Origin of the sequence: Azomonas macrocytogenes (assembly GCF_014191985.1) — a bacterium.
Lineage (GTDB): Bacteria > Pseudomonadota > Gammaproteobacteria > Pseudomonadales > Pseudomonadaceae > Azomonas > Azomonas macrocytogenes.
The window spans coordinates 42025-65394 of record NZ_JACHXI010000015.1; the positions used below are offsets into that span (position 1 = coordinate 42025).

A 23370-nucleotide genomic window follows, 5' to 3' on the forward strand; every position below is an offset into this window, starting at 1 on the left:
AAGAGTGTGATGGATACCAGTGTATTGGTAGGGTGGTGATCGTCGCTTGTACGAGTTTATAGGAGCCTAGAATTGATAATCTAACTTTTCTATAGCTTCCTTCATCTTTACCAGGGGCTCCGATTTAGCATATTTTTTGAATGTAAAACTGGTCCGTTCATGCCCGACTATGTGCTGAATGATCCGCTCGGGAATATCGAGATTAGCCAGAGCAGTGGCGAAGGTATGTCTAAATGAATGAAAACTCACTCTCTTATCAAAGCCTAAATCAATTTTCAGATCGCTAAAGCGCTTGCCATATAGTTTTGATCTTTCGCCTTTATTCGTTGATAAATTATTAAACAGGTATTCATTCTTTGACGCTGAGATTAGTTCATCAATCACTTGTTCTAATTGAGAGTGAATAGGGATGCATCTAATTCCTGCTACGGTTTTGGAATCTTTGATATCAATAACCCTAATACCATTTGTTATTTTGATGTTCTCTATCTTTAAATCGCATAATTCAGCAATACGTGCACCAGTGTAGAGAGCACATAGCATCAATGGCCGTAGTGAGATTGCTGCCGGTTTAGTAGAACTGAATAGAATCTGGAGCTGTTCGAGGGTGAACGATTCTTTACCCCTTGCTGCCATTTCCTTCTTTGATTCAGTCTTGATTTTAATATCAGCAAATACACTGGATGCTGCTGGTAGCCATAGAGCATATGTATTGAACGTTCTTAAATACTTATCCATCGATGCGGCAGTGCATTCAAGATTATCAAACCATTGTTGGACTTGTTGTTGGGTTGGATTAGAACCTAATTCCTTGAATAGTCTTATTAATCGTCGCTTGTCATTATCAGCAACGCCGCTGGTTATTCCAGTCTTCAACCGGTAGTCAGTGTATTTTCCAATCTGAGATGTTGATAGTAAGGTAGGGGTTGCTGGTGCTTTTGATAATTCAATATCCTTACTTAACCCGTTATCAAACAAGATTGTTGATATTCTGTCATTTTGAAGAGTGAAATAGAATTCAAACACTTCTTGGTATAAATCAATTAACTTGCCTTTTGATGGATACTCAGAATTATGCTTTTTGAATATGGCTGCAAGTTCGAGCAATCTATCTTCTTTTATGGCAGTTTCGGCGATCATCTTGAGAAATGTAGGAATGTTAGGTGGTCGACTTGGTGTTTCACCAGGAAAGGGATTGGGAAGTGATAGAATTTTATTAACTGTTATTTCATCGGCTTGTTTTATGGTCTCTGCTAATTCAGAACGGGTATAACGGATATCACTGATTAAATTAGCACCAGCATTCCTTGCTTTTTCAATTTCTTCTTTCCATCCAGCCACAATGGATAGGGCTCTATCACCTGCAATTCGGCTATCACTGGTGCCAGTGGTTTGCTTGAACACTGATTTACCTATGATGTGACGAACATCGATAGGCACAGTCAATTTAGCGTAGTAGGTAGATTCACCCTTTTTTCTGAAACAAAACCTAGGCATGAGAAGGCTCTTAAAGTGGTACTTTGACCACTTAATTAGACCACTCAATCATGCTGAGAGCCACAAGATCCGTGGCTTATGGGAGGAGATGATAGTTATTCTTGTTCTGCCATTGAACTACACCCGCGCTCAGTGCGCTTGTTAAGAATTGGGGGATTGACTGGAAGAGTCAATAGCTTTTATTCATTCGAAGCAGGATCTGCTTGGGCACAGCAGCGACACAGACAAGCTTTGCCTCGTACACTTTCCGGTATTTTGCGCAGAGATTCTGCTTTGATGGTTACCGAAAAGCACCAGCACATTCGATTGCTTCCTGCGTCCTGATAAGCGCAATCGTTGGGTTTCCCGCAAACCGGACAAAGCGATGAGGTGGCGTTGCTATCGATCATGGGCGATCAGCTCCGATCCGGTCGTGTAATACTCTGTAATGGAGGGAAAACCTGCAAACAGTGTGAAAGGCTTTGTGGTGTGGTCTGATAAACCAGATAACAGGCGATTCATGCTGTGGAGGTACAGATGAAAATTCGCTTCATTGCTGTAGTGCTAGGCATATTGCTTTCGGGTCATGGGGTAGCTGACGGGCGCACCCATCATCATATTTCCAGCGATCATTCTGCCAATGGCCGGAATGATCTGGTTCGCTCATATCAGTACGACCCCAGAAGTCCGTACTCACAACATCAGGGCAGCCTCAACCGCCTACCACCGAGACAGCTGCAGCAGCATCACTATGATTCGCGCCGGGATGGGCATGTGCAGCGGTGGAACAAGCAAGGATACTATCGTGATGCACCACCGCCATCATTTCAGCAAAGGGGAAAGGGCTCTGAGTTTCGTTCACAGCCGGGTCATTACTATCGCTCCTATCAGCGCTGATTAGGCCAAGTCCGCCAGTGGATGCGTACCCGTCCAGGTCGGAAGGAAATGAGCTTGGATTATGGTCTGTGGCACTGTGTCGATATCCGGCCAGTGCCAATGGGGGCGATTATCTTTGTCTACCAGGCGGGCCCTTACTCCCTCGGAAAATTCCGGATATCGGCAGCAATTGAGTGTCATGGCGTATTCCATGCGCAAAGCTTGCGCCAGAGACATGAAGCGAGCACGCAGTAATTGTTCCCACAGCAAATGAACGGTCAATGGGCAGCCCTCTGTCATGGTTCGTGCTGCCTGTGCAAACAATGGATCGGCATCTTCTATCAGTGCGTTTAGTGCGTGCCAGGCCTGATTTGGCTCAACCATATCCAATAACTCATCGATGCGATTGCGGCGTGGCAGAATCTGCGCTTCAGGCAGGGATTCCCGGGATTCCCGGGCTTGCTGGCTCATGGCGTGCAGCAGACTGTGAAGTTGCACTGTGGCCTGGTGATCCCAATTGATCTGCATAAGCCCTTCGATCAACTCTTCTTGTTGATCGTCGTTCAGGCAGCGATCGGCAAGATCGAGATCCAAAGCGTCACGGGCGTTGATTTGCGTACCGGTAAGGCCAAGAAATAAACCGAGTTTTCCCGGAAGACGGGACAGAAACCAACTGGCACCGACATCCGGATATAGACCAATACTGACTTCTGGCATTGCCAGACGACTGTTAGGGGTGACGATGCGGATCGAGGCTCCTTGCAGCAGCCCCAAGCCGCCGCCCAGAACAAGGCCGTGCCCCCAGGTTATGACAGGTTTCGCAAAGGTATGCAGCAAGTGATCCAGACGGTATTCATCGGCGAAGAAGCGAGCTGCAAGATGCGGTACTTCACCTGGCTGCTCACGGCATGCTTGAGTCAGGCGCCGAACGTCTGCGCCAGCACAAAATGCCCGATTGCCATTACCTCGTAGCAAGACGCAGACGATGGCCGGGTCGGTTGCCCATTGCTTGAGATGATCGAGCATAGCCTCAACCATCGGTAACGTAAGGGCATTGAGCGTTTTTTCCGAATCCAGTGTGACGATCCCGATGCGAATACCGTGAGGGGCTGGTCGTTCTTCGAATATTACATTCATTGGGCTATCTCGATTTGTATTCGATAAGGCGGGACGTGCTAGAGATTTCTCCAGTTCGGCTCGCGTTGTTCCAGAAAAGCATTGATTCCTTCACGGGCATCTTCGGTATCGAAGAGGGCAACAAAGGCTTCGCGTTCGGCTGGTCCAGGATTTTCCCGGGCATTTGCATTGAGCAGCAGCTTGATGGCTTGTGTGGCCATGGGGCTTTGCCGAGCGATCCTGCCGGCCATGAGCAGTGCATGCCTGCGGGATTCACCGGGATCGACCTGTTGCTCGATCAACCCGATACGTACCGCCGTTTCAGCATCGATACGTTCACCACACAGCAGCATCCGCTTGGCCCAGCCTATGCCTACCAGTTGTGGCAATAAACGAATGCCGCCAGCGCAAGGCATCAAGCCATGCGCTGCTTCAGGAAATCCCAACTGGACCTGGCGTTCGGCTATTCGCACATCGCAAGCAAGCGCGCACTCGAGTCCTGCTCCTAGCGCAAAGCCGTTTATTGCTGCAATGGATATCCCACGAAAATCGCGAAGGGCCTCGAAAGCCTTGCCAAGCCGCTGCGCGATTTCCCAGGCATAGACACGATCTCCGTTTGCGAACAGCTTGGGGTCGATTCCCGCACTGAAGAATTTTTCGCCATGGCCCGAAATAACTAAGGCATAAACACCATCGTCACGATTCAAATGTTCGAGTACCTGCCTGAGGCCGATCAGAGAATCGTGATCCCAATTATTGGCAGGAGGCTGGTTGATGGTGATAAGTGCTGTATGGCCATGGGTCTCGACTGTCAATTTGTGAGGCAGGTCGAAGACACCAGCTTTATAGGGTTCGATCGCATGAGCCATGGCGAGCCGCCTCTATCTGGTAGGTGCTATGCGCATGATTGGTAGTTCTTTCTCAGAATGCTGCAAAGCGATAAGGTTGCAAGGCAGATTTCACCAGACACTATCCTGTGTCGATGATTTTTTGTTTCACGATGACTTCAGTACCGCAGTTCGTTGGTACGCGCCTTGATCATATATATTGGTTTTATCAATAATTTAGGATCGCCCATCATATGCCGGTGCTTTCCAAGCTTGACTCGGTTTTCCTCCGCTTGATTCCCATGCGACGCTTGGAAAACCGGGTTTTCCGAGGAGCACCGTAGTGCCTGGCTTCCTGGGCAAGATCACATTCGGTCAGCTTCGTGAACCGACCGGCCTCGACTCTGTTCGGCCTCGTGGGTTCCTAGCGAGGGCAAGTCATCGCACAATTCCTTAGCGTGATCGGCTAGTACATGTAGATATAGACGACCGGTCTAGTTGGTGCTACATTGGCCCCATGAACATTTTACGCACCCTTGAAACCAACGACGTCCGCGAGAGCATCCTTGCCAACGGCCAACGCATCATGGCCGGCAAGGGCTTCTCCGCCGTGGGCATCAACGAGGTCCTGACCGCTGCGGGCGTGCCGAAGGGTTCGTTCTACCACTACTTCGGCTCAAAGGACGCTTTCGGCGAAGCCCTGCTCGAAAGTTACTTCGAGGACTACCTGGCCGAGCTCGACGCCACCTTGGGCGCACCGGGTCTGAACATGGCGCAGCGCCTGATGAACTACTGGAAGTACTGGCAGGACAACCAACTGTTCTATGAATGCCAAGGCAAGTGCCTGGCGGTGAAGCTGGGCGCGGAGGTGGCCGACCTGTCCGAAGCCATGCGCCTTGCGCTCAGGCGCGGGACCGCCGGCATCATCGACCGCCTGGCAGGTGCCATCGAGGCCGGCGTGGCGGAAGGTTCGCTGTCCGTAGAGGGTACGCCGCACGAGGTCGCCCAAAGCCTCTACCAACTATGGTTGGGCGCCAGCCTGATGGTGAAGATCGTCCGCACCCCACAGCCTTTTGAGACGGCCATGATGGCCACTCGCAAGATTCTGCATCTTTCCTCCTGACCGAGGGCGGATGCAGCCGCGCTTCTGCGGGAGTGTTTTTTTACATCTCTCATCAAGACGACCGGTCTAATAATTCACTGTCAACGTGGAGAACGACATGAAAGTTCTGATGGTTCTGACTTCGCACGACCAACTCGGCAACACCGGCCGCAAGACCGGTTTCTGGCTCGAGGAGCTCGCCGCTCCCTACTACGTGTTCAAGGAGGTCGGCTACGAGATCACGCTCGCCTCGCCGAACGGCGGCCAGCCGCCGCTCGACCCGAAGAGCGCCGAGCCCGACTTCCAGACCAATGCGACCCGCCGCTTTGAAGCCGACGCCGAAGCGAGCAAGGCACTGGCGAGCACAGTGAAGCTCGCCGACGTCTTCGCGGCCGACTTCGACACGGTGTTCTATCCGGGCGGCCACGGCCCGCTGTGGGATCTGGCCGAGGACAAGCATTCGATCGCGCTGATCGAATCCTTCCTCGCTGCGCGCAAGCCGGTTGCGCTAGTCTGCCACGCGCCAGGTGTACTGCGTCACGTCGAGACGATCGACGGCCGTCCGCTGGTCGAAGGCAAGAAAGTCACCGGCTTCACCAACACCGAGGAAGCCGGCGTCGGCCTGACCGAGGTGGTGCCGTTCCTCGTCGAGGACGAGCTGAAGGCCGGGGGCGGCCTCTACTCGAGCGGCCCGGACTGGGGCGCCTATGTCGTGCAGGACGGTTTGCTGATCACCGGCCAGAACCCGGCCTCGTCGACGGCCGCCGCTCAGCGCCTGGTCGAAGCGCTCGAGGCGTCGGTATGACCGCCTATGTCGTCTTCGTCCGCGAAACGGTGACCGATTGCCAGGCCGCACGTCTCCATCGCCTGCAGGGCAGCACCGGCAGGGTGTACTTCGTCGAGGGAATCGACGCTCAGCCCGAGAGCAGGGGATAGCGTTACCGAAAGTGCGAGCCGTCGACCGCGCCAACGGCGACGGCTCGCCGAGCAGAGGCCGCACGTCGCGACCTCAACCCCTCGGGCCGGCGGAAAGGATTTTTCGACCCACCGCCGGCCCGAGATACCACAGGAGCCATAGTAATGAATGCGATTACCCCAGTCGATAAGACGGCAGCCACTGCCGATTTCTTCACCGGCCCTTTCCACCTCACCATCGCCGGCAAGCTGGTCGAAGCGAAAGACGGCTTCGACGTGATCAACCCGGCCACCGGCAAGGTCCTCGCGCAGGCGCCGTCCGCCAGCGCCGAGCAGCTCGATGAGGCGATCACCGTTGCCAAAGCCGCCTTCAAGAGCTGGTCGGCCCTCAGCTATGACCAACGTCAGGTCTATCTGGATCGCTATGCCGACGCGCTTCAGGAGAATCGCGACGATCTGGTCCGCCTGCTGACACTGGAGCAGGGCAAGCCGCTCGAGACGATGGCGGCTCCCGAGGTTGATCAGGCGATCTCGTATATCCGCCAGATCGCCGCGCGCCGCATTGCGGTCGAGATCGTCGAGGAAACCAACTCGCATATCGTCGAGCTTCACCATGTGCCCCTTGGCGTCGTCGGTGGCATCACGCCGTGGAACTTCCCGGTGCTGCTCTCGTTGTGGAAGGTGGCACCTGCTCTGATTACCGGCAATACCTTCGTGCTGAAGCCGACGCCGTTCACCCCGCTGACCGCGCTGCGCTTCGGCGAGATCGCTCAGCGCGTGCTGCCGGCAGGCGTGCTGTCGGTCGTGTCGGGTGGCGACGACCTCGGGCCGCAGCTCACCAACCATCCCGACATCGCCAAGATCAGCTTCACCGGATCGACCGAGACCGGCAAGCACGTCCTGCGTGCGGCGGCGGGAACGGTCAAGCGCGTGACGCTGGAACTGGGTGGCAACGATGCGGCGATCGTGCTGCCCGATGCCGACTACAAAGCGATCATCCCGCAGCTCTTCTGGGGTGCGTTCGGCCATCAGGGCCAGTGGTGCGTGGGCATCAAGCGCCTCTACGTCCACCGCTCGTTCCATGCCGACTTCGTGAAGGCGTTCGTCGATTATGCGAAGACGGTGAAGGTGGGCGACGGTCTTGATCCCGACGTCGGCGTCGGACCGGTCCAGAACAAGATGCAGTTCGACAAACTCAAGACCTTCCTCGACGACATCAAGGCCAATGGCCAGAAAATCGTCCTCGGCGGCGAGATCGACGAGAGCCAGTCGGGCTATTTCTTCCCGATCACCGTCGTCAACAACCCGCCCGAGGACAGCAAGATCGTCCAGGAGGAGCAGTTCGGCCCGATCGTCCCGATCCTCGCCTATGACGATGTGGACGATGCGGTGGACCGCGCGAACGCTTCGATCTACGGCCTGGGCGCGTCGGTCTGGGGGCGCGACACCAACGCCGCGGTCGCCGTCGCCAATCGGCTCGAAGCCGGCATGGTCTGGGTCAACGAGATCCACACCCAGGGCGTCGACATTCCCTTCGGCGGTGTCAAGCAGTCGGGTCTTGGAACGGAGCACGGCCGCGAAGGTCGCGAGCTCTTCACCAATGCGAAGACGGTGCTGATCCACAAGTAAGCTAAGCGTCGGCCCGGGACGGCTCCACGTCGGAGCCGTCCCGGCGGGGCGAACAGCCCGCAACCTGCAGCCATTAGAAATCAACTGCTTCCGTGCCCTCCATGGCCGGAACCTGGGACGCCGCATGCCGTGCGTCCGGAGAAACGAGATGACAAGCAACCAGATCTACTTCAACCCGCTGCGGCTCGGCCGCCATACGCTGCGCAACCGCATCGTGCTGCCACCACTGACCCGTCAGCGCGCCGCCCAGCCAGGCGATATCGCGACGAACCTCATGGCCGAATACTACCGTCAGCGTGCAAGCGCCGGCTTCATGGTGACGGAGGGTACGCAGATCGAGCCGCGTGGCCAGGGCTATGCCTGGACGCCGGGCTGGCGGACATAATCGCGTTCGAGCGCACTTTTATCGCCAATCCGGATCTGCCCGCGCGCATCGCCAACGGTTGGCCGCTGAATCCGCTCGACGCATCCACGCTCTACGGTGGCGCCGAGAAGGGCTTCACCGATTATCCGGCCTACGAGGCCCGGGCGCTGGAAGTCGTCGCCGAGTAGCTCGGCGGATCCGTGGCGGCTACCGCCCCAAAGCTCTCAAAGGCTGATGCTGGATCGGAAGGGACGCCTCCGGCTTCTTCCGGGCCCTCCATGCCACAGCCCCGCAAAACGGCCAAAAGTAGAGCTAACCCCATGTTCCGTATAAGATTTGAGCCACTGGTGATTTTCACTAGGGGCTTGACACTGGCCCTTTTTTGAACGCATACCCTGCGGTTTGTTTGGCTCAGGCAATAAGGGCATTGTCTGGCTTGTCGAAACGTATTGTTGATTCATGTTGGCGGAATGCAGGGTGAGTAGTAATTTCCGCGTTGCTTTCTTGGCCGCATGCAGGCTTTTCAATTTTTGCCGATTGACACGAGTCACTTTCTTTAACTTGGCATCGTTATTCGAGGTACCCATGATTCAAGAGGATCGCATCAAGCTTGAGCCCGGCTGGAAGGCCGTTTTGCTGAAAGAATTTCAGCAACCTTACATGCAAGCGCTGAGCGATTTTCTAAGACAGGAAAAAGCTGCAGGAAAAGTGATCTATCCGCCGGGCCCGCTGATTTTCAATGCTCTGGACTCTACACCTCTAGACAAGGTGAAAGTCGTCATCCTTGGGCAAGACCCTTACCATGGGCCAGGCCAGGCGCATGGGCTGTGCTTTTCTGTCCAGCCGGGCGTGCCGGCACCGCCATCGCTCCAGAATATTTACAAGGAGCTCAAGCGTGATCTGAATATAGATATACCACGGCATGGTTATCTGCAACATTGGGCCGAACAAGGTGTGTTGTTGTTGAACACCTCGCTGACAGTAGAGCAGGGGCGGCCTGGTTCGCATGCGCAAGCCGGCTGGCAACGTTTTACCGATCGCATTATTGAAATTGTCTCGAATGAGCGGCCACACCTGGTTTTCATGCTCTGGGGCGCGCATGCTCAAGGTAAAGCAAGACTGATTGATCCGACCAGGCATCTGCTGCTTAAATCAGCCCATCCTTCACCGCTATCGGCCCATCGAGGGTTCCTGGGAAATGGCCACTTCGGACGAGCCAACCAGTTTCTGGAACAGCATGGCATGCAGCCGATCGATTGGTCCTTGCCAGAACAGGTTTGATGCGTTTCAAGAAAGCAAGAAGTTGGATGTGGCGGACAGGACATGCGTGGACCCTGTCTCGGCGAAGCAAGTCGCTGGTGACGAGATTTGCTGTTTTTATATCACTGAAACATGCTCATGGCTGCTTCCATGGTTGCCGATAACTCTTCATCCGGTTCTCTCAAGGTTTCGCAAGCAATTCCAAGTTTGGCAAACGCTGGTATTTGCTTCCAGTCGAGCAGGGCATAAGGATGGGTACTGCCGAGATAGCTATACAGCGTAGCAATCTGAACGATATCGGCATAATCCGCCTTGGTATTGGCGGAGTTTCGTGAAAAGTCGGTATGAAGTGCCGGTATTGACGCAATTGGTTCAGAAAATTGCCACGTGTGCAGAATTTTCTCGCCGATACGAGGATGTATTGCGTTGATGATCCGTTCCAGGCCGAAAGGGTCTGCCATCAGCTCACTGTATTCCTCCGCATAGGTCAGAATAGGGAGCACTCCTATCAGATGTACCAGCCCGGCAAGCGTGGCTTGATCCGGCATCAGGCGTGTGTAATGGCGGCATAGCACGTGGCTGATTGCAGCAATTTTCGTGCTTCTACTCCAGATTTCGCGCATTTTTTGGTCAACGGTATCCGATGTCGCCTGAAACATCTGTTCCATGGCCAGGCCGGTTGCCAGAGTACAGGTACTGTTCATTCCCAGTCGGCTGATAGCTGCCTGCAGATCGTTGATATCCTTATTGCTCCTCATCAACGGGCTGTTCACGATCTTGATGATTCGCGCAGCCAAGGCTGCGTCCTCGCCGATGACTTTGCTCAACATTGAAATACTGATATTTGGATCTTCAGCTGTTTCCCTTACCCGCAGGGCAACTTCGGGTAGGGTCGGCAAGATCAGCTCATCGTTCTCGATGGCTTGGATCAATTCTTGTTGGAGTCTTTCGACGAGGGCACTCATTGTCGTTTTGTCGTTCCTGGCCAGTTGAACGCTCTGCTTTATTAGCGTTGGAGATCGCGTTGGCTATCCAGCTCGTAAGGAAGGTCGAGCAAAGTCAGGGCAGGTCCATCAAGCGAGGTCAGATTCAGTCTGCCATCAGCGATGGCATCCTCTTGTACTACGGCAAGCAACTCCGTATTTCGATCTGTACTGGCTGCAAGAACCACTTCACCCACACTGCTTGAATGCACGGGGGAAAAGAGTTCGACTCCTGGAGCAGGCAAATTGTCAGTTAATTCTTGCGTGTTCAAACGGTAGAGGCGTCGTTTGAGTTTGCCCTGATATTGCATACGGGCAACGATTTCCTGACCGGTGTAACAGCCTTTTTTGAAACTCACGCCACCAAGTGCCTGCAGATTGAGCATTTGTGGAATGAATAATTCGCGAGTTGTACCAAATACTTGACCTACTCCGGCCCTGATCTGAGCCAGAAGCCAGGCATTGAGCGATGCTTTGTCGAGCTGCCCGGCCAGTTCGCTTTCCACTTGCTCGGCCTTTTCGGCTTTTACCCACAATTCAGCCCGGTCGCCTGGCAAGCGGATGGCAATCAGATTGTCAGTGCGGACGAATTGATCGGTATCGTTGGGGAGTGTCAGGCCCAGGGAGAGTATGGCGTCATCGCCCTTATACAAGCCAAAGCGCAGCCAATGGGTGCTTTCATCGTTCAAGGCAGACTTGGAAAACGCTGCATATTTTTTCAGATCGGTTATCTGTGGTTCCAGCAAGTCACCAGCCATGGCCAGTAGATAACCGTCGCCATCGGCAAGAATTCTGAAGCTGGATTGCATGCGTCCTTTCGGCGTGCAGCGAGCGCCAAGGCTGGAGCGTTCGCTGGTCAGATATTTCATGTTGCACGTCAGCTGCCCTTGCAGAAAGTTGCTGGCATCCAGGCCGCGGACAGCAAGGATTCCTTCATGCGATAGAATGCAGAAAAAGGCTTTTTCGGTCATGGTCGACTGCCTTGTGGATTTTTGAAAAAATCATCATAGCAGGCTGCCGAATAAACGAGTCGATCGATACCGGTTCGTCGAGGCATCGCTATACTATGCGCCTTGTGAATAGGGAGTTGCCGCATGACTGATCAAACCGAACTCAATCGTCTGTTCTGGCATAGCCGTCGCGGCATGCTTGAACTGGATGTCCTGCTGGTACCTTTCGTTCAGGAAGTCTATGCGACTCTTGATCCTGAAGATCAACGTCGCTATTGCAAGCTCCTTGAATGCGAAGATCAAGATCTGTTCGGTTGGTTCATGGAGCGTGAAATCCCAGAAGATGCAGATATTTACCGTATGGTTCGCATGATCCTGGATCGTGTCCAGCCGAAGTGAGCCTCTCGAATGCCGCTGGCAGGTATCGCACCTGCTACTGGTCTTCTATCTCGTTGCTCAATTTCTGGCATTGCTGGCAATCACTGTTTCGGCTGCTCCGGGATACTTGAAGGCTGGGGTGTTGCTTTTCTGTGTTCTTCACGCTGTCTGGGTTTTGCCCGGAAATATCTTGCTGACCACTAAGCAGGCCGTTCGGGGGCTGCGTCACGATGACTGTGGTTGGTGGCTTTGGAGCGAGGCACATGGCTGGCAAGCGATACAGCTACGCCCGGATAGCATGGCCTGGCCAGCACTGATCATCCTGCGCTACCGTCTACCCGGACAATGGCGGTCTCGCGGAGTCTGTATTCCACGAGATGCCTTGCCAAGACATATGCATCGCCGTTTGAGAGTGCGCCTGAAGTTCAGTCGTCGGCGCTGGGTGGCACCAGAATAGTGTCAAATGCCACTGGTAACTGGCGAGGATGATCGAGTGTGTAGTGCAGGGCGCGGCTTTCCTTGCGTTGCATGGCTGATTGGATCATCAGTTCAGCTACCTGAGCCAGGTTGCGTAGTTCTATAAGGTCTCTACTAACTTTATAGTTGCTATAGAACTCGTCAATTTCGGCGAATAGCAAGCGTACTCGGTGTTTTGCCCGCATAAGACGTTTGGTTGTGCGTACGATACCCACGTAGTCCCACATGAAGCGCCTCAACTCGTCCCAGTTATGAGCAATGATCACATCTTCATCGGAATTGGTAACCTGACTGGCATCCCAGCTCGGTAGATCGTCCGGCATTGCAACCAACGGTAGTTGCTCGACGATGTCTCGCGCAGCCGAGCGCCCGTAGACGAAGCATTCGAGAAGCGAATTGCTGGCCATGCGATTCGCACCATGCAACCCTGTGAAGCTGGTTTCGCCGATTGCATAAAGCCCAGGTAAATCTGTGCGTCCGGCTTTATCGACGACTATGCCGCCGCAGGTGTAATGCGCTGCAGGAACCACAGGAATCGGTTCTTTGGTGATGTCGATGCCATACTCAAGGCAGCGCTCGTAGACGGTGGGGAAGTGCGAACGAATAAAGTCGGCTGGTTTGTGGCTGATGTCCAAATAGACACAGTCGATACCCAGTCGCTTCATTTCATAGTCTATGGCCCGGGCAACAATATCCCGTGGTGCTAATTCTTCACGCTCGTCGAAGCGAGGCATGAAGCGTTCACCGTTGGGCAGGGTCAGGATAGCGCCTTCTCCGCGCAAGGCTTCGGTGAGCAAAAAACTCTTGGCTTGCGGGTGATAGAGGCAGGTGGGGTGGAATTGATTGAATTCGAGGTTGCCGACTCGGCAGCCTGCTCGCCAGGCCATGGCTATACCGTCGCCGCAGGTACCATCCGGATTGCTGGTGTATAGATAGACCTTGGCTGCTCCACCGGTAGCCAGCACGATAAAGCGGGCTCTAAAGGTATCCACTTCGCCTGTGCAACGATCCAGAACATAGGCACCAAGACAGCGATCGCCGGACCTGCCGAGTTTTTGTTCAGTAATAAGATCGATTGCAACACGCTGTGCCAATAGCTCGATGTTGTTCCTCTTTTGAGCGCAGGCGAGCAAGGTATTGAAGATGGCAGCGCCGGTCGAATCGGCTGCATGAATGATGCGTCGGCGGCTATGCCCACCTTCTCGAGTCAGATGGAATTCGAAGCCGCTACCTTCAGAAGCACTATCATCCCGGGTAAAGGGGACTCCTTCGTCGATCAGCCACTGAATGGCTTCGCGGCTACGTTCGACCGTAAAGCGGACAGCATCTTCACGGCATAATCCACCACCTGCAACCAGCGTATCCGCGACATGTGATTCCACTGTATCTGTATTGTCCAGAACCGCCGCCACGCCTCCCTGAGCCCAGAAAGTCGAACAGTTGGATAGCTTGTCCTTGCTGATGACTGCGATACGTAGGCTGTCAGGAAGATTGAGGGCAAGGGTCAAGCCAGCGGCTCCGCTGCCTATGATCAGGACGTCATGCGAGTAGTATTGGCTCATATCGAATCCGCTGTAGATCTGAAAAGTTCTTTTTATTGGTGGCTTTTGCCATGTTTTACATCGATTAAGATAGGTGCTGCCTCTTTATGTTACAGCTGGCTTTGTCATTCGAGCCGCTCGGCTAAATGCTGCCGCATTGTGTTGTTCCTCGTATCATCACGCAAGACTGTGGCTTGCTTGGCCAAACATTTGCCTCGTTTTACACAATAAACTTGGCTGAGAATGATTGAAATTTATATTGCACTAGTTAATGCGTTTGCTTATCACAAGCAATATGTGAGTTTTCAAATCAGGTAGATAATAAAAATACACTTGTGAAAGTACTTGCATCACCGTGTAATTTGCTTGCTGGCAATTTACTGAGGTGTAGCTTGGCAGGATCCACCAAGGCGAAAGCACTAGAGATGGCCGCTGATTTACTAGAGCCGATATCCATTGGCGTTGGTGGAGAGTAGCTGACTCCCGGGTAGGGAACTATCCAGTGCCTCTGGCATCAACACAAGGCTGTAGTGCTAAAAGCTTCACTCTTCCGTATAGGCGTATTTTTGTAATGTAGCCATACAAGTGATAGCGTTTGGGTTCGTGAGGATAGGTCAAGTTTTGTGACCGGTTTCCCAAAAGCTTGTAATGGGGGAGAACTTTTGAGCGCGGCTTGTGTCTTTTTAAATGCAAGTTGGCTCGCTGGAAAAGGCAGTATCCCCTTGGGGTTTAACGAGGAGTGTTCATGCTAACCCAGGAGCAAGACCAGCAGTTGGTCGAACGAGTACAGCGTGGCGATAAGCGGGCTTTCGATCTGCTGGTCATGAAATACCAGCACAAGATCCTTGGATTGATTGTGCGCTTTGTCCATGATTCTCATGAGGCCCAGGATGTTGCTCAGGAAGCCTTCATAAAAGCCTATCGAGCACTTAGTAATTTTCGTGGTGATAGCGCTTTTTACACTTGGTTGTATCGCATTGCGATCAACACAGCGAAAAACCATCTGGTAGCGCGTGGAAGACGGCCACCAGATAACGATGTAAGTTCTGAAGATGCCGAATTCTACGAAGGCGATCACGCGCTCAAGGATATCGAATCTCCAGAGAGGTCGTTGCTTAGGGATGAGATCGAAGGAACTGTTCATAGAACCATTCAGCAGTTGCCTGAAGATTTGCGTACGGCCCTGACTTTGCGTGAGTTCGACGGTCTGAGTTACGAGGACATTGCCAATGTCATGCAATGCCCGGTTGGTACGGTGCGATCCCGAATCTTTCGGGCGCGTGAAGCAATTGATAAAGCGCTGCAACCCTTGTTGCATGAGTCCTGAGACAGCGGCCTATCCGTTATAGAGAGAGAGGAATTAGCATGAGTTGTGAAACCCTGCATGAATCGCTGTCCGCAGTGATGGATAACGAAGCGGACGAACTGGAGTTGCGTCGCGTACTTGCCACAACCAGTGAATCTGAAACACGATCGACTTGGCTACGCTATCAAATTGCGCGCGCAGCTATGCACAAGGAGTTGGAACCAGTTGATTTTCATCTGGACATTTCTTCTGCTGTTGCTGCTGCTATCGCAGCAGAAGATGCCCTGCAAGCCCCTATGGTAGCCCCTGCGAAGAAAGGTTTCTCGTTGCGAGGCTTTGGGCGGGTCGCTATAGCTGCCTCGGTTACGCTAGCGGTATTGGCCGGTGTTCGTTTGTATAATCAAAACGATACTGCTGACATGATGGCTGCACAACAGACCATGCAACCTTCTTTGAATGTCTCGCAGCAACAGGTTCAGGCTCCGGCTGTAACGGTTGGCTATAGTGAACCATATGATAAGGCTCAGGTAGCAGGTGAAGCAGGCAAAGATGAGTGGCATGAGCAAAGATTGCCGTCCTATATTCGTCAGCATGCGCAACAGGCTACCGGTATGGAAAAATGATCAATAAGGGAAAGCATGCGTGTCATTTTGCTGTACGTAGTATTTTTCGGAGGCTGGCTGTCAGCGTCAGCCTTTGCTTCTTCTGATGCAAATGCTTGGTTGAATCGACTCGTTGTAGCAGCACAACAAAAAAGCTTTCAGGGTAATTTCGTTTTCGAACGAGCCGGAGTTTTTTCCAGTTATACGGTATGGCATGAAGCCAGCGGTAATTCCGTTCGGGAACGTTATCTTCGCTTGGATGGCCCTGCCGCAGAAATTTTGAAAATCGCTGATCGCCTGCAATGTGCAACGGATGACTTCATGCTTCAGGTTGCAGGTAACAAAAGCTGGAAAAATCCGGATCTTGATATTCAAGCCATTGAAAAGCTGTATGAATTACACTTGATTGGTGATTCTCGAATTGCCGGGTATCCGGCTACGGCTTTTGCCATGATGCCTCGTGATCAACACCGATACGGTTTCGAATTCCACGTCGATAAGAATACTGCCTTACCACTCAAGGTCTTGATGCTCAGTGAAAAAGGGCAGTTACTTGAGCGTTTCCAATTTATCTCTCTTAATGTGGGGCCTGTCACTTCCACTGATTTGAAGCCTACAGTGGATTGCCCAGTGACAACTCAGTCGTCATCCAGTACAGCTGATGTTTCCTCCCATAAATCAGAAGAAACCACTTGGCATTCCGATTGGTTGCCTACAGGTTTTCGCCTGATTGATTCTGGTGTTCGTAAAAGTCCTGTTTCGACTGAGTCAGTGACTTGGCTGGTATACAGCGATGGAATTGCTAATTTTTCTGTTTTTCTTGAGCCGTTGGATAACCCAACAGCTAAAGATGAGCGAAATCAGATGGGACCTACCGCTGCTATTTCCAAGCGCATAACGGTGGCTGGTGGTCGCGATGTGATGATTACTGTGGTTGGCGAGATCCCTATCGGAACGGCTGAGCGAATTGGGCTTTCGATGCGAAACAGCGCTAACTAAATAGCTGAATAAAGGATGTCTTGACGCGACGAAGTTCATCAACTGTAGGAATCGTTTGCCAATCGATATAGAAGGTAAAAACGTGTACTGCTTGTCAGTATAGATTGCGTGTGCTTGGCGAGTCAGCCACACAGCTTTAGCATCGTAGGCCGATTGAGTGAGGAGCCGAACGATGCGCGCAAAACTTGAGGCTTGTCTGTCCACTGCTAATCAGGTGTTTCTAGGTAAGGAAAAGCAAGTGCGATTGGCTGTCGCTTGTCTTCTGGCTCGTGGACATTTGCTACTGGAAGATTTGCCCGGAATGGGCAAAACGACGCTGAGCCATACCTTGGCCAAGGTCATGGGGCTTGATTTTCAGCGTATCCAATTCACCTCCGACCTGTTGCCCGGCGATATTCTTGGTACTTCGATATTTGACAAGGATGTTGGCCGGTTCGTTTTCCATTCTGGGCCGATTTTCGCCGAACTGATCCTGGCCGATGAAATCAATCGGGCAACACCCAAGACCCAGAGCGCCTTGCTTGAAGCGATGGAAGAAGGGCAGGTGACTATTGAAGGTGCGACCCGGGCATTACCTGAGCCGTTTTTCGTGATTGCTACACAAAACCCGGCTAGTCAGAGTGGTACGTTTGTTCTCCCGGAATCCCAGTTGGATCGTTTTCTGATGCGGCTTTCGCTTGGATATCCGGCACGTGCTGCCGAGAAAGCCCTGTTGCTGGGAGAGTCGCGCCGCGATTTGCTGCCTTGTCTGGAGCCGGTTTTTGATCACGCTGGACTCGCAGCGATCCAGGAGGAGGTAGCGGCGGTCAACGTTAGCGACGCCTTGGCTGATTATCTATTGCGACTGGTTGAAGCCACACGTACCCACCCACAGTTCGCTTGGGGTATTTCGCCGCGAGGCAGTCTTGCCTTGATAGCCGCAACTCGTTCCTGGGCTTATATGGCCGGGCGGGATTATGCCATTCCTGAAGATGTACAAGTTGTTCTGCCGGCAGTGGCAGGACATCGTTTGCGTGAGCGCGCGGATTATTCCGGTAGCGGTGATAGCTCCCTGGTGCAGTGGTTGCTGCGCGAAGTTCCAGTACTTTGAGCATGATCGGTTTTCTGCAAGGGTTGGGAGAGCGTCACAGGTATCTTGGCTACTGGCTTGCTCGACGTACACCGCGTGCATCCAGAATCCGCTTGGATCGGCGTCTCATCTTCATTATGCCAACCAGGGTGGGACTGTTTTTTTTCATGGCTCAACTGCTGATGTTGCTGGCAGCCATTAACTATCAGAATAGCCTGGCCTATGCGGTAACCTTTTTGCTGTTATCTCTATCAATCGTCACGATTTTGCATACTTGGCGCAATCTGGTCGGATTGGAGCTGCAAGCGGCCAACGTAGCGCCGGTTTTCGTGGGTGGGCAAGCAATGCTTGGCTTGCGACTGGAAAGCACAAAATATGCGCATCGGGCGATTGCACTGGGTTGGTCGGGCAGCGAGATGCAACTGCAAGAGGTGGCGGCTTGCTCGATAAGCAATGCCGAGTTACAGCTACCGGCACTTGCTCGGGGTTGGCTGCAACCAGGCCGGTTGCGTGTGGAAAGTCGCTTCCCGCTGGGGATCTTTATGGCTTGGAGCTGGGTTGACCTCGAGATATCGGCACTGGTTTATCCGCGTCCGTTATCAGGTGAGCTACCTTGTTTATCCGGAAAGGATCATGAAGATGAAACTGATGGGTCCCGTGCCGAGCAAGCGGGTGTCGATGATTATCGTGGTCTGCGGCCCTGGCAGCCAGGCGATGCAATCCGGCGCCTGGACTGGAAAGCTTACTCTCGTGGGAGAGGATTGCTGGTCAAAGACTTTGTTGCCTTGACTGGTACCGAATTGGTATTGGATTTCGGCAAACTAAGCGGCGATATAGAAGCGCGCCTGTCCCTGCTTTGCCACTGGGTTCTGGAGCTGGATTCCGTTGGCCAAATCTTCACGCTAGTTCTTCCAGGCCAAACCATAGGCCCGAATGCCGGTCAGTTGCATCGTGAAGTTTGTTTGCGTGCCTTGGCGTTATTTGGTTCGGGCAAGAAGGAGGGGCAGGCTTGAAAGCTGCCGAAGTCATTCCGCGCAACAGTCTTTTCTGGCTGTTGATCGTTCAGTTCCTGGTTATCCTGCCTCATCTGCAATATTTACCGCCATGGATCATCGTGCTTTGGCTAGGTTGTACCTGGTGGCGGTTACGGATCTTTCGTATGTGTGCCGCTTATCCTAATGGCTGGGTCAAGGCACTGCTAATGTTGTCGACCGGCCTTGCCATATATGTGTCGCATGGCACGCTGATCGGGCTCGATGCCGGTGCAGTCTTGCTGATGACGGCTTTCATCCTGAAAACCTTGGAAATGCGCAATCGTCGCGACGCGTTGATCGTTATTTTCCTGGGTTTCTTTGCCGTAGTGACCGGTTATCTTTTCGACAGTGGTGTACTGGCTGCGGTTTATAGCCTGTTACCGATCACTGCATTACTGGCTGGAATGATTGGGCTTTATCAGAACGATTCGGCTGGCTACCGAGCACCTCTACGCCTGGCTGGCAGTCTACTGCTGCAAGCATTACCACTGATGTTAGTACTGTTCGTATTCTTTCCCCGCCTGGCACCGTTATGGGGGATGCCGCAGCCGGCCGAGCAAGCCGTTAGTGGATTGGCAGAAAGCATGTCGCCTGGCGAAATGGTGGAGCTCAGTCAATCCTCGGAGCTGGCTTTCCGGGTCACTTTCGACGGACAGCTTCCTGCGCACGAAAACCTGTATTGGCGGGCTATTACTTTCGAGCGTTTCGATGGACAGCGTTGGGCACGTTCATCCAATTCCTATCTGGCACAAGAACCCAAGTGGGAACCACAAGGTGAGCCTTTATCTTATAACATCATAATTCAACCCAATGGCCGCTCTTGGCTATTTTCCTTGGATGTACCCAAGATTCAGGCAGACGATGCTCGAATGATGGCCGATTTCCATCTCGAGCGGCGGCGACCTGTCGATAGAGCACTGATGTACCGTACCGTCTCCTGGCCGGATTCCCGGCGAGAGCCCTCAGCTACTTCAGCTTCTCTGGCAGCTTCCTTGCAATTGCCGCGACAGGGCAATCCACGCACTCGTATCTGGGCTGAAGAGCTGCGCCGCAGTGAACCCGATCCGGAGCGTCTTGTGCAGGTATTGCTTCGGCATTTCAACCAGCAGCCCTACGTCTATACGCTTAAACCACTACCGGTTGGCGAAAATATTGTCGATGACTTTTTATTCCAGACTCGCAGTGGGTTTTGTATCCATTATGCAGGGGCCATGACTTTTATTTTGCGCGCTGCTGGTATACCGGCTCGAGTCGTAGGTGGCTATCAAGGTGGTGAGCTGAACCCGGCCGGTAATTACCTCTCGATTCACCAGTTCGATGCCCATGCCTGGGTGGAATACTGGTTACCGGAGCGGGGTTGGATAAGTATCGACCCCACGTTCCAGGTCGCACCCGAGCGTATTCGAACTGGTCTTCAGCAAGCTATGGTGCAGGAGCAGAGCTTTCTTGAAGGCGATCCTCTGGCACTGCACCGCTACAGTGGTATCAACTGGCTGAACGAGCTGCGTATGGCTTGGGATAATGTAAATTATGGCTGGCAGCGCTGGGTTTTGAATTATCAAGGTGACGAGCAGAAACAGATCCTGCAAAAGTGGTTGGGTAGTTTCGAGTTGCGTTGGGATTGGCTGGGAATTGGGCTGGTGTTAGTTCTGGCTGTGCTGTCGGGAAGTCTGGCACTGCTGTTGTTCAAGCCCTGGCGCAGCACTCCTGACCTCGTTCAACGTCTTTTTTTGCGATACGAAAAGCTGCTGGCTGGGCAAGGTATTGTGCGGCAGAAACACGAAGGTGCCCGCGCTTTTGCCGAACGCGCTGCACAGGTGCTGCCGGATCAGGCACAGGCTATCCGGCAATTTACAGGTATCTATGAGTGTACGCGCTACTCGGGTGAACCTGCTTCGCCAAGAGAAATGCAGCAGGCATTCAAGGCCTTACGCGATGCATTATTCTCGCGCAATCATGCCAAAGATCGAATTCATTGAAAGCTACACTTTCAACTGACGAATCGCTTTCGGGCAGGTGTGCTTCAGTCAAGTGTAGGAAGGATGAAAAAAGCGCGAGCACATTCAGTGGTGTGGTGTGCCAGGTCTGCAATGCTTTCTCCACGATGACGAGCAACTTCGGCCAGTATATGAACCAGATAGGAGGGCTCGTTACGATTGTTCTTGGGGCGGGGCTGCAAGTTGCGTGGCAACAGGTAAGGAGCATCGCTTTCAAGCATCAGCCGGCCACATGGAATATTCCGCACCAGTGGGTGCAAGTGAGCTCCACGCCGCTCGTCGCAAATCCATCCAGTTATGCCGATATGCAAATCCAAGTCGAGATAGGCGTATAAAGCCTGCTTTTCACCAGTGAAGCAATGCACCACAGCTGCGCGTAGACGATCTCGAAACGGCTTCACTATATCCAATAGTCTGCCGGATGCATCACGTTCATGCAGAAACACTGGCAGGCCGGTTTCCACTGCCAGCTCCAGTTGTTCTTCCAGTACGCGTTCTTGCTGTATCCGAGGAGAAAAATCGCGATTGAAATCCAGTCCGCATTCACCGACTGCCCGTACTTCCGGTTGTCGCAGAAGTTCAAGTAATTCAATCCGAGTCGTACTTTGCCAGTGGCTAGCATTGTGTGGATGAATTCCTGCGGTACAGAACAAATGGCGTCGTTTTTCATCCATTTTCTGGCAGAGAAGTACGGCATTGATGCTCTTTTGCAGACTGGTACCAGTCACCAACATCTGGGTTACACCGGCAGCATAAGCACTTTCGAGAATAGCGCGACAATCCACGGCAAAAGAGGGATGCGTCATGTTGACGCCAATATCGACGAGTTCCATATAAATTGATCTGCTAAAATTTGAGTTTTTAAGAATCGGCAAGTTGTAACGCAGAATGCGCTAATCGGGTCCGCTCACTTTGTTCGCTCTAGGATCAGGGTATTCGCATCTTTAAATTGTGGTCTGGTTGCGCTCGGGCTATTTCGTCTGCAAGCAGGCTGGAATCATGCAGATGGTATCTACATGTTGCGATTATCGATCATGCTTGTCTGCCTATTGGCACTTTTTCCTGAACTGGCAACTGCACGTTTTGCCGGACCGCCAGAAACGTGGCAGAAGCTTGCTACAGTACGCGATCTGGCTGATATACGTCAGAGTGGCGAGTTGCGTGTGCTGATCAACCAGAGTCGGAACAGCTCTGGTGCTGTAAAGGGGCAGGCCATCGGTAGTGAATATGTTCGTCTGCATGCCTTTATCGACTATCTCAATCGTGAACCCCGCAAGGGCCAGGCGATTACACTGAAGCTGATACCGAAAGCAAAGGATCAACTGCTGGGGGCACTTGAGCGTGGCGAGGGCGATATGGTAGCGCCTGGTGAACTGCTCGATAATGGCAATGCATCGCATATCGTTGCCAGCCGCCCGGTCCTTGTCAGTGTTCCTATGGTGCTGGTCACTCGCAAAGGCAGCCGGACTTATCGAAACCCTGCGCAGCTTTCCGGACATACCTTGGTTTTGCCGCCGGGAAGCGTGGCAGGCGCAGAATTGGCTCAACTGAATCGGCAACTGGAACAGAAGAAACGCTCACCTGTTTCCATCGAATGGGTCGACCCATCCCTCGCAGTGGAAGATGTACTGGACATGGTACAGGCTGGTATCTATCCGGCAACCGTAGTCGAAAAACACATTGCGGAACGCTGGGCCATGGTCATGCCAAAATTGCAGTTGGAGCCTGATGTACATTTGGGTGAGCCAGGCGATATGCACTGGTTTTTCCTGAGCGATGCCGACAAGTTGCAAGCAAGTGCCAACAGCTTCCTCACAAGCTATCGTGCTCCGGCAGATCTGGATGCTGCCTTTGGGCGGGTCTACCGCAATTTGTACAAGGTTCATTATCCGCTGGATTCCACGGGACGTCAGCGTTTGGAAAAGGTACGTCCAACGCTGCAGCGTTATGCTAATAAACATGCAATGGACTGGTTGGGGTTGGCAGCTTTGGCGTTCAAGGAGTCTACGTTGAATCCCGAGGCCCGTGGATCATCCGGAGGTGTCGGTTTGATGCAGGTGACACCCAATACGGCGGACAGCGTAGGGGTGAAAAATATTTCCCGCCTGGATAACAATGTACAAGCGAGTGCTCGCTACCTTGACCAGATCCAGCATAAGTTCTTCGCCAGCCCGCGGCTCAATGAGCGTGAGCGCATGGCTTTTACGCTGGCGGCCTATAATCTGGGGCCACAGCGAGTCCAGGCATTACGAAGCGAAGCCCGCCGGCGTGGCCTTAATCCGGATCAATGGTTTTTTCAGGTAGAGCGGATCGCCATGGAACGTGTGGGTATGGGCGTCGTCAGCTATGTCAACAGCGTCAACAAGTATTTCCTGGCCTATGCCAGAGAGCGCTATCGTTTGGAGTTCAATCAGGTTAGTGCCAAGTACTGAGCGACTTTTCGACGATTGAAATATCTGAGCTGGTCGA

General features: G+C 52.9%; 23 protein-coding genes and 1 pseudogene. 16 read left to right on the plus strand and 8 right to left on the minus strand.

Annotation, left to right across the window (positions count from 1 at the left end; translation table 11 throughout):
- Positions 1–66: 66 nt before the first annotated feature.
- Both FHR87_RS13615 and FHR87_RS19500 read right to left on the minus strand, forming a co-directional pair.
- Positions 67–1497: a site-specific integrase gene (locus tag FHR87_RS13615; RefSeq protein WP_183167273.1), complete on the minus strand. Its 1431-nt coding sequence runs from the start codon at positions 1495–1497 to the stop codon at positions 67–69.
- A gap of 179 nt (positions 1498–1676) precedes the next feature.
- Positions 1677–1886, minus strand: a complete 210-nt coding sequence (locus FHR87_RS19500) for a cysteine-rich CWC family protein (RefSeq protein WP_183167274.1) — start codon at positions 1884–1886, stop codon at positions 1677–1679.
- A 127-nt stretch (positions 1887–2013) separates the two neighbouring features.
- Between FHR87_RS19500 and FHR87_RS13625 the strand changes: the two genes are divergently transcribed.
- Positions 2014–2373 carry a hypothetical protein gene (locus tag FHR87_RS13625; RefSeq protein ID WP_183167275.1) on the plus strand — a complete coding sequence of 120 codons (360 nt, stop codon included), beginning with the start codon at positions 2014–2016 and terminating at the stop codon, positions 2371–2373.
- On the opposite strand, the gene FHR87_RS13630 is transcribed toward FHR87_RS13625, so the two are convergent.
- Together FHR87_RS13630 and FHR87_RS13635 are read right to left on the minus strand one after the other, a co-directional pair.
- A complete protein-coding gene (locus FHR87_RS13630) occupies positions 2374–3489 on the minus strand; it encodes an enoyl-CoA hydratase/isomerase family protein (protein WP_183167276.1) in 1116 nt (371 codons plus the stop codon).
- Positions 3490–3527: 38 nt separating this feature from the next.
- Entirely contained in the window at positions 3528–4337 is an 810-nt protein-coding gene (locus FHR87_RS13635; protein ID WP_183167277.1) for an enoyl-CoA hydratase, read from the minus strand.
- A gap of 475 nt (positions 4338–4812) precedes the next feature.
- Between FHR87_RS13635 and FHR87_RS13640 the strand changes: the two genes are divergently transcribed.
- The 6 genes and pseudogenes from FHR87_RS13640 (at position 4813) to ung (ending at position 9586) form a co-directional block, all read left to right on the plus strand.
- Complete coding sequence (locus tag FHR87_RS13640; protein ID WP_183167278.1) at positions 4813–5418, plus strand: TetR/AcrR family transcriptional regulator; 606 nt, start codon at positions 4813–4815, stop codon at positions 5416–5418.
- 97 nt (positions 5419–5515) lie between these two features.
- The gene (locus tag FHR87_RS13645; protein WP_183167279.1) at positions 5516–6202 is read left to right on the plus strand and encodes a type 1 glutamine amidotransferase domain-containing protein; all 687 of its coding nucleotides are present in this window, start codon (positions 5516–5518) and stop codon (positions 6200–6202) included.
- Positions 6199–6333 (plus strand): hypothetical protein, encoded by a 135-nt coding sequence (locus FHR87_RS19505; RefSeq protein WP_275944082.1) that lies wholly within the window; start codon positions 6199–6201, stop codon positions 6331–6333. The genes FHR87_RS13645 and FHR87_RS19505 overlap by 4 nt, the downstream gene beginning before the upstream one ends.
- A 144-nt stretch (positions 6334–6477) precedes the next feature.
- Positions 6478–7941: an aldehyde dehydrogenase family protein gene (locus FHR87_RS13650; RefSeq protein WP_183167280.1), complete on the plus strand. Its 1464-nt coding sequence runs from the start codon at positions 6478–6480 to the stop codon at positions 7939–7941.
- Positions 7942–8089: 148 nt separating this feature from the next.
- A pseudogene (locus FHR87_RS13655) lies at positions 8090–8314 on the plus strand (oxidoreductase); the annotation flags it as partial.
- Between the two features lie 576 nt (positions 8315–8890).
- Entirely contained in the window at positions 8891–9586 is a 696-nt protein-coding gene (gene ung, locus FHR87_RS13660) for a uracil-DNA glycosylase (RefSeq protein WP_183167324.1), read from the plus strand.
- Between the two features lie 101 nt (positions 9587–9687).
- Here the strand turns inward: ung and FHR87_RS13665 are convergent, their stop codons facing one another.
- Together FHR87_RS13665 and ygfZ are read right to left on the minus strand one after the other, a co-directional pair.
- Positions 9688–10530, minus strand: a complete 843-nt coding sequence (locus FHR87_RS13665) for an HDOD domain-containing protein (protein WP_183167281.1) — start codon at positions 10528–10530, stop codon at positions 9688–9690.
- Between the two features lie 41 nt (positions 10531–10571).
- Positions 10572–11519 (minus strand): CAF17-like 4Fe-4S cluster assembly/insertion protein YgfZ, encoded by a 948-nt coding sequence (ygfZ, locus tag FHR87_RS13670; protein ID WP_183167282.1) that lies wholly within the window; start codon positions 11517–11519, stop codon positions 10572–10574.
- A 123-nt stretch (positions 11520–11642) separates the two neighbouring features.
- On the opposite strand from ygfZ, the gene FHR87_RS13675 reads away from it, so the two are divergent.
- Together FHR87_RS13675 and FHR87_RS13680 are read left to right on the plus strand one after the other, a co-directional pair.
- Complete coding sequence (locus tag FHR87_RS13675) at positions 11643–11897, plus strand: FAD assembly factor SdhE (protein ID WP_183167283.1); 255 nt, start codon at positions 11643–11645, stop codon at positions 11895–11897.
- Positions 11881–12333: a protein YgfX gene (locus FHR87_RS13680; RefSeq protein WP_183167284.1), complete on the plus strand. Its 453-nt coding sequence runs from the start codon at positions 11881–11883 to the stop codon at positions 12331–12333. The genes FHR87_RS13675 and FHR87_RS13680 overlap by 17 nt, the downstream gene beginning before the upstream one ends.
- On the opposite strand, the gene nadB is transcribed toward FHR87_RS13680, so the two are convergent.
- Positions 12302–13915: an L-aspartate oxidase gene (gene nadB / locus FHR87_RS13685; RefSeq protein WP_183167285.1), complete on the minus strand. Its 1614-nt coding sequence runs from the start codon at positions 13913–13915 to the stop codon at positions 12302–12304. The two genes, FHR87_RS13680 and nadB, sit on opposite strands and share 32 nt — an antisense overlap.
- 724 nt (positions 13916–14639) lie before the next feature.
- Between nadB and rpoE the strand changes: the two genes are divergently transcribed.
- From rpoE to FHR87_RS13715, 6 genes are all read left to right on the plus strand, one after another.
- On the plus strand, positions 14640–15221 hold the full coding sequence (rpoE, locus tag FHR87_RS13690) for an RNA polymerase sigma factor RpoE/AlgU (RefSeq protein ID WP_120993000.1): 582 nt from the start codon (positions 14640–14642) through the stop codon (positions 15219–15221).
- A gap of 38 nt (positions 15222–15259) precedes the next feature.
- Positions 15260–15823 (plus strand): sigma-E factor negative regulatory protein, encoded by a 564-nt coding sequence (locus FHR87_RS13695; RefSeq protein WP_183167286.1) that lies wholly within the window; start codon positions 15260–15262, stop codon positions 15821–15823.
- A gap of 15 nt (positions 15824–15838) precedes the next feature.
- Positions 15839–16801, plus strand: a complete 963-nt coding sequence (locus FHR87_RS13700) for a MucB/RseB C-terminal domain-containing protein (protein WP_183167287.1) — start codon at positions 15839–15841, stop codon at positions 16799–16801.
- 172 nt (positions 16802–16973) lie between these two features.
- Complete coding sequence (locus FHR87_RS13705; protein WP_183167288.1) at positions 16974–17891, plus strand: AAA family ATPase; 918 nt, start codon at positions 16974–16976, stop codon at positions 17889–17891.
- Positions 17861–18883, plus strand: a complete 1023-nt coding sequence (locus FHR87_RS13710) for a DUF58 domain-containing protein (protein ID WP_420826741.1) — start codon at positions 17861–17863, stop codon at positions 18881–18883. Before FHR87_RS13705 ends, FHR87_RS13710 begins: the two co-directional genes overlap by 31 nt.
- Complete coding sequence (locus tag FHR87_RS13715) at positions 18880–20883, plus strand: transglutaminase TgpA family protein (RefSeq protein ID WP_183167290.1); 2004 nt, start codon at positions 18880–18882, stop codon at positions 20881–20883. Before FHR87_RS13710 ends, FHR87_RS13715 begins: the two co-directional genes overlap by 4 nt.
- A gap of 44 nt (positions 20884–20927) precedes the next feature.
- On the opposite strand, the gene FHR87_RS13720 is transcribed toward FHR87_RS13715, so the two are convergent.
- On the minus strand, positions 20928–21734 hold the full coding sequence (locus FHR87_RS13720; RefSeq protein ID WP_183167325.1) for a TatD family hydrolase: 807 nt from the start codon (positions 21732–21734) through the stop codon (positions 20928–20930).
- Between the two features lie 183 nt (positions 21735–21917).
- On the opposite strand from FHR87_RS13720, the gene FHR87_RS13725 reads away from it, so the two are divergent.
- Positions 21918–23333 (plus strand): MltF family protein, encoded by a 1416-nt coding sequence (locus tag FHR87_RS13725; RefSeq protein ID WP_183167291.1) that lies wholly within the window; start codon positions 21918–21920, stop codon positions 23331–23333.
- Positions 23334–23370: the final 37 nt, after the last annotated feature.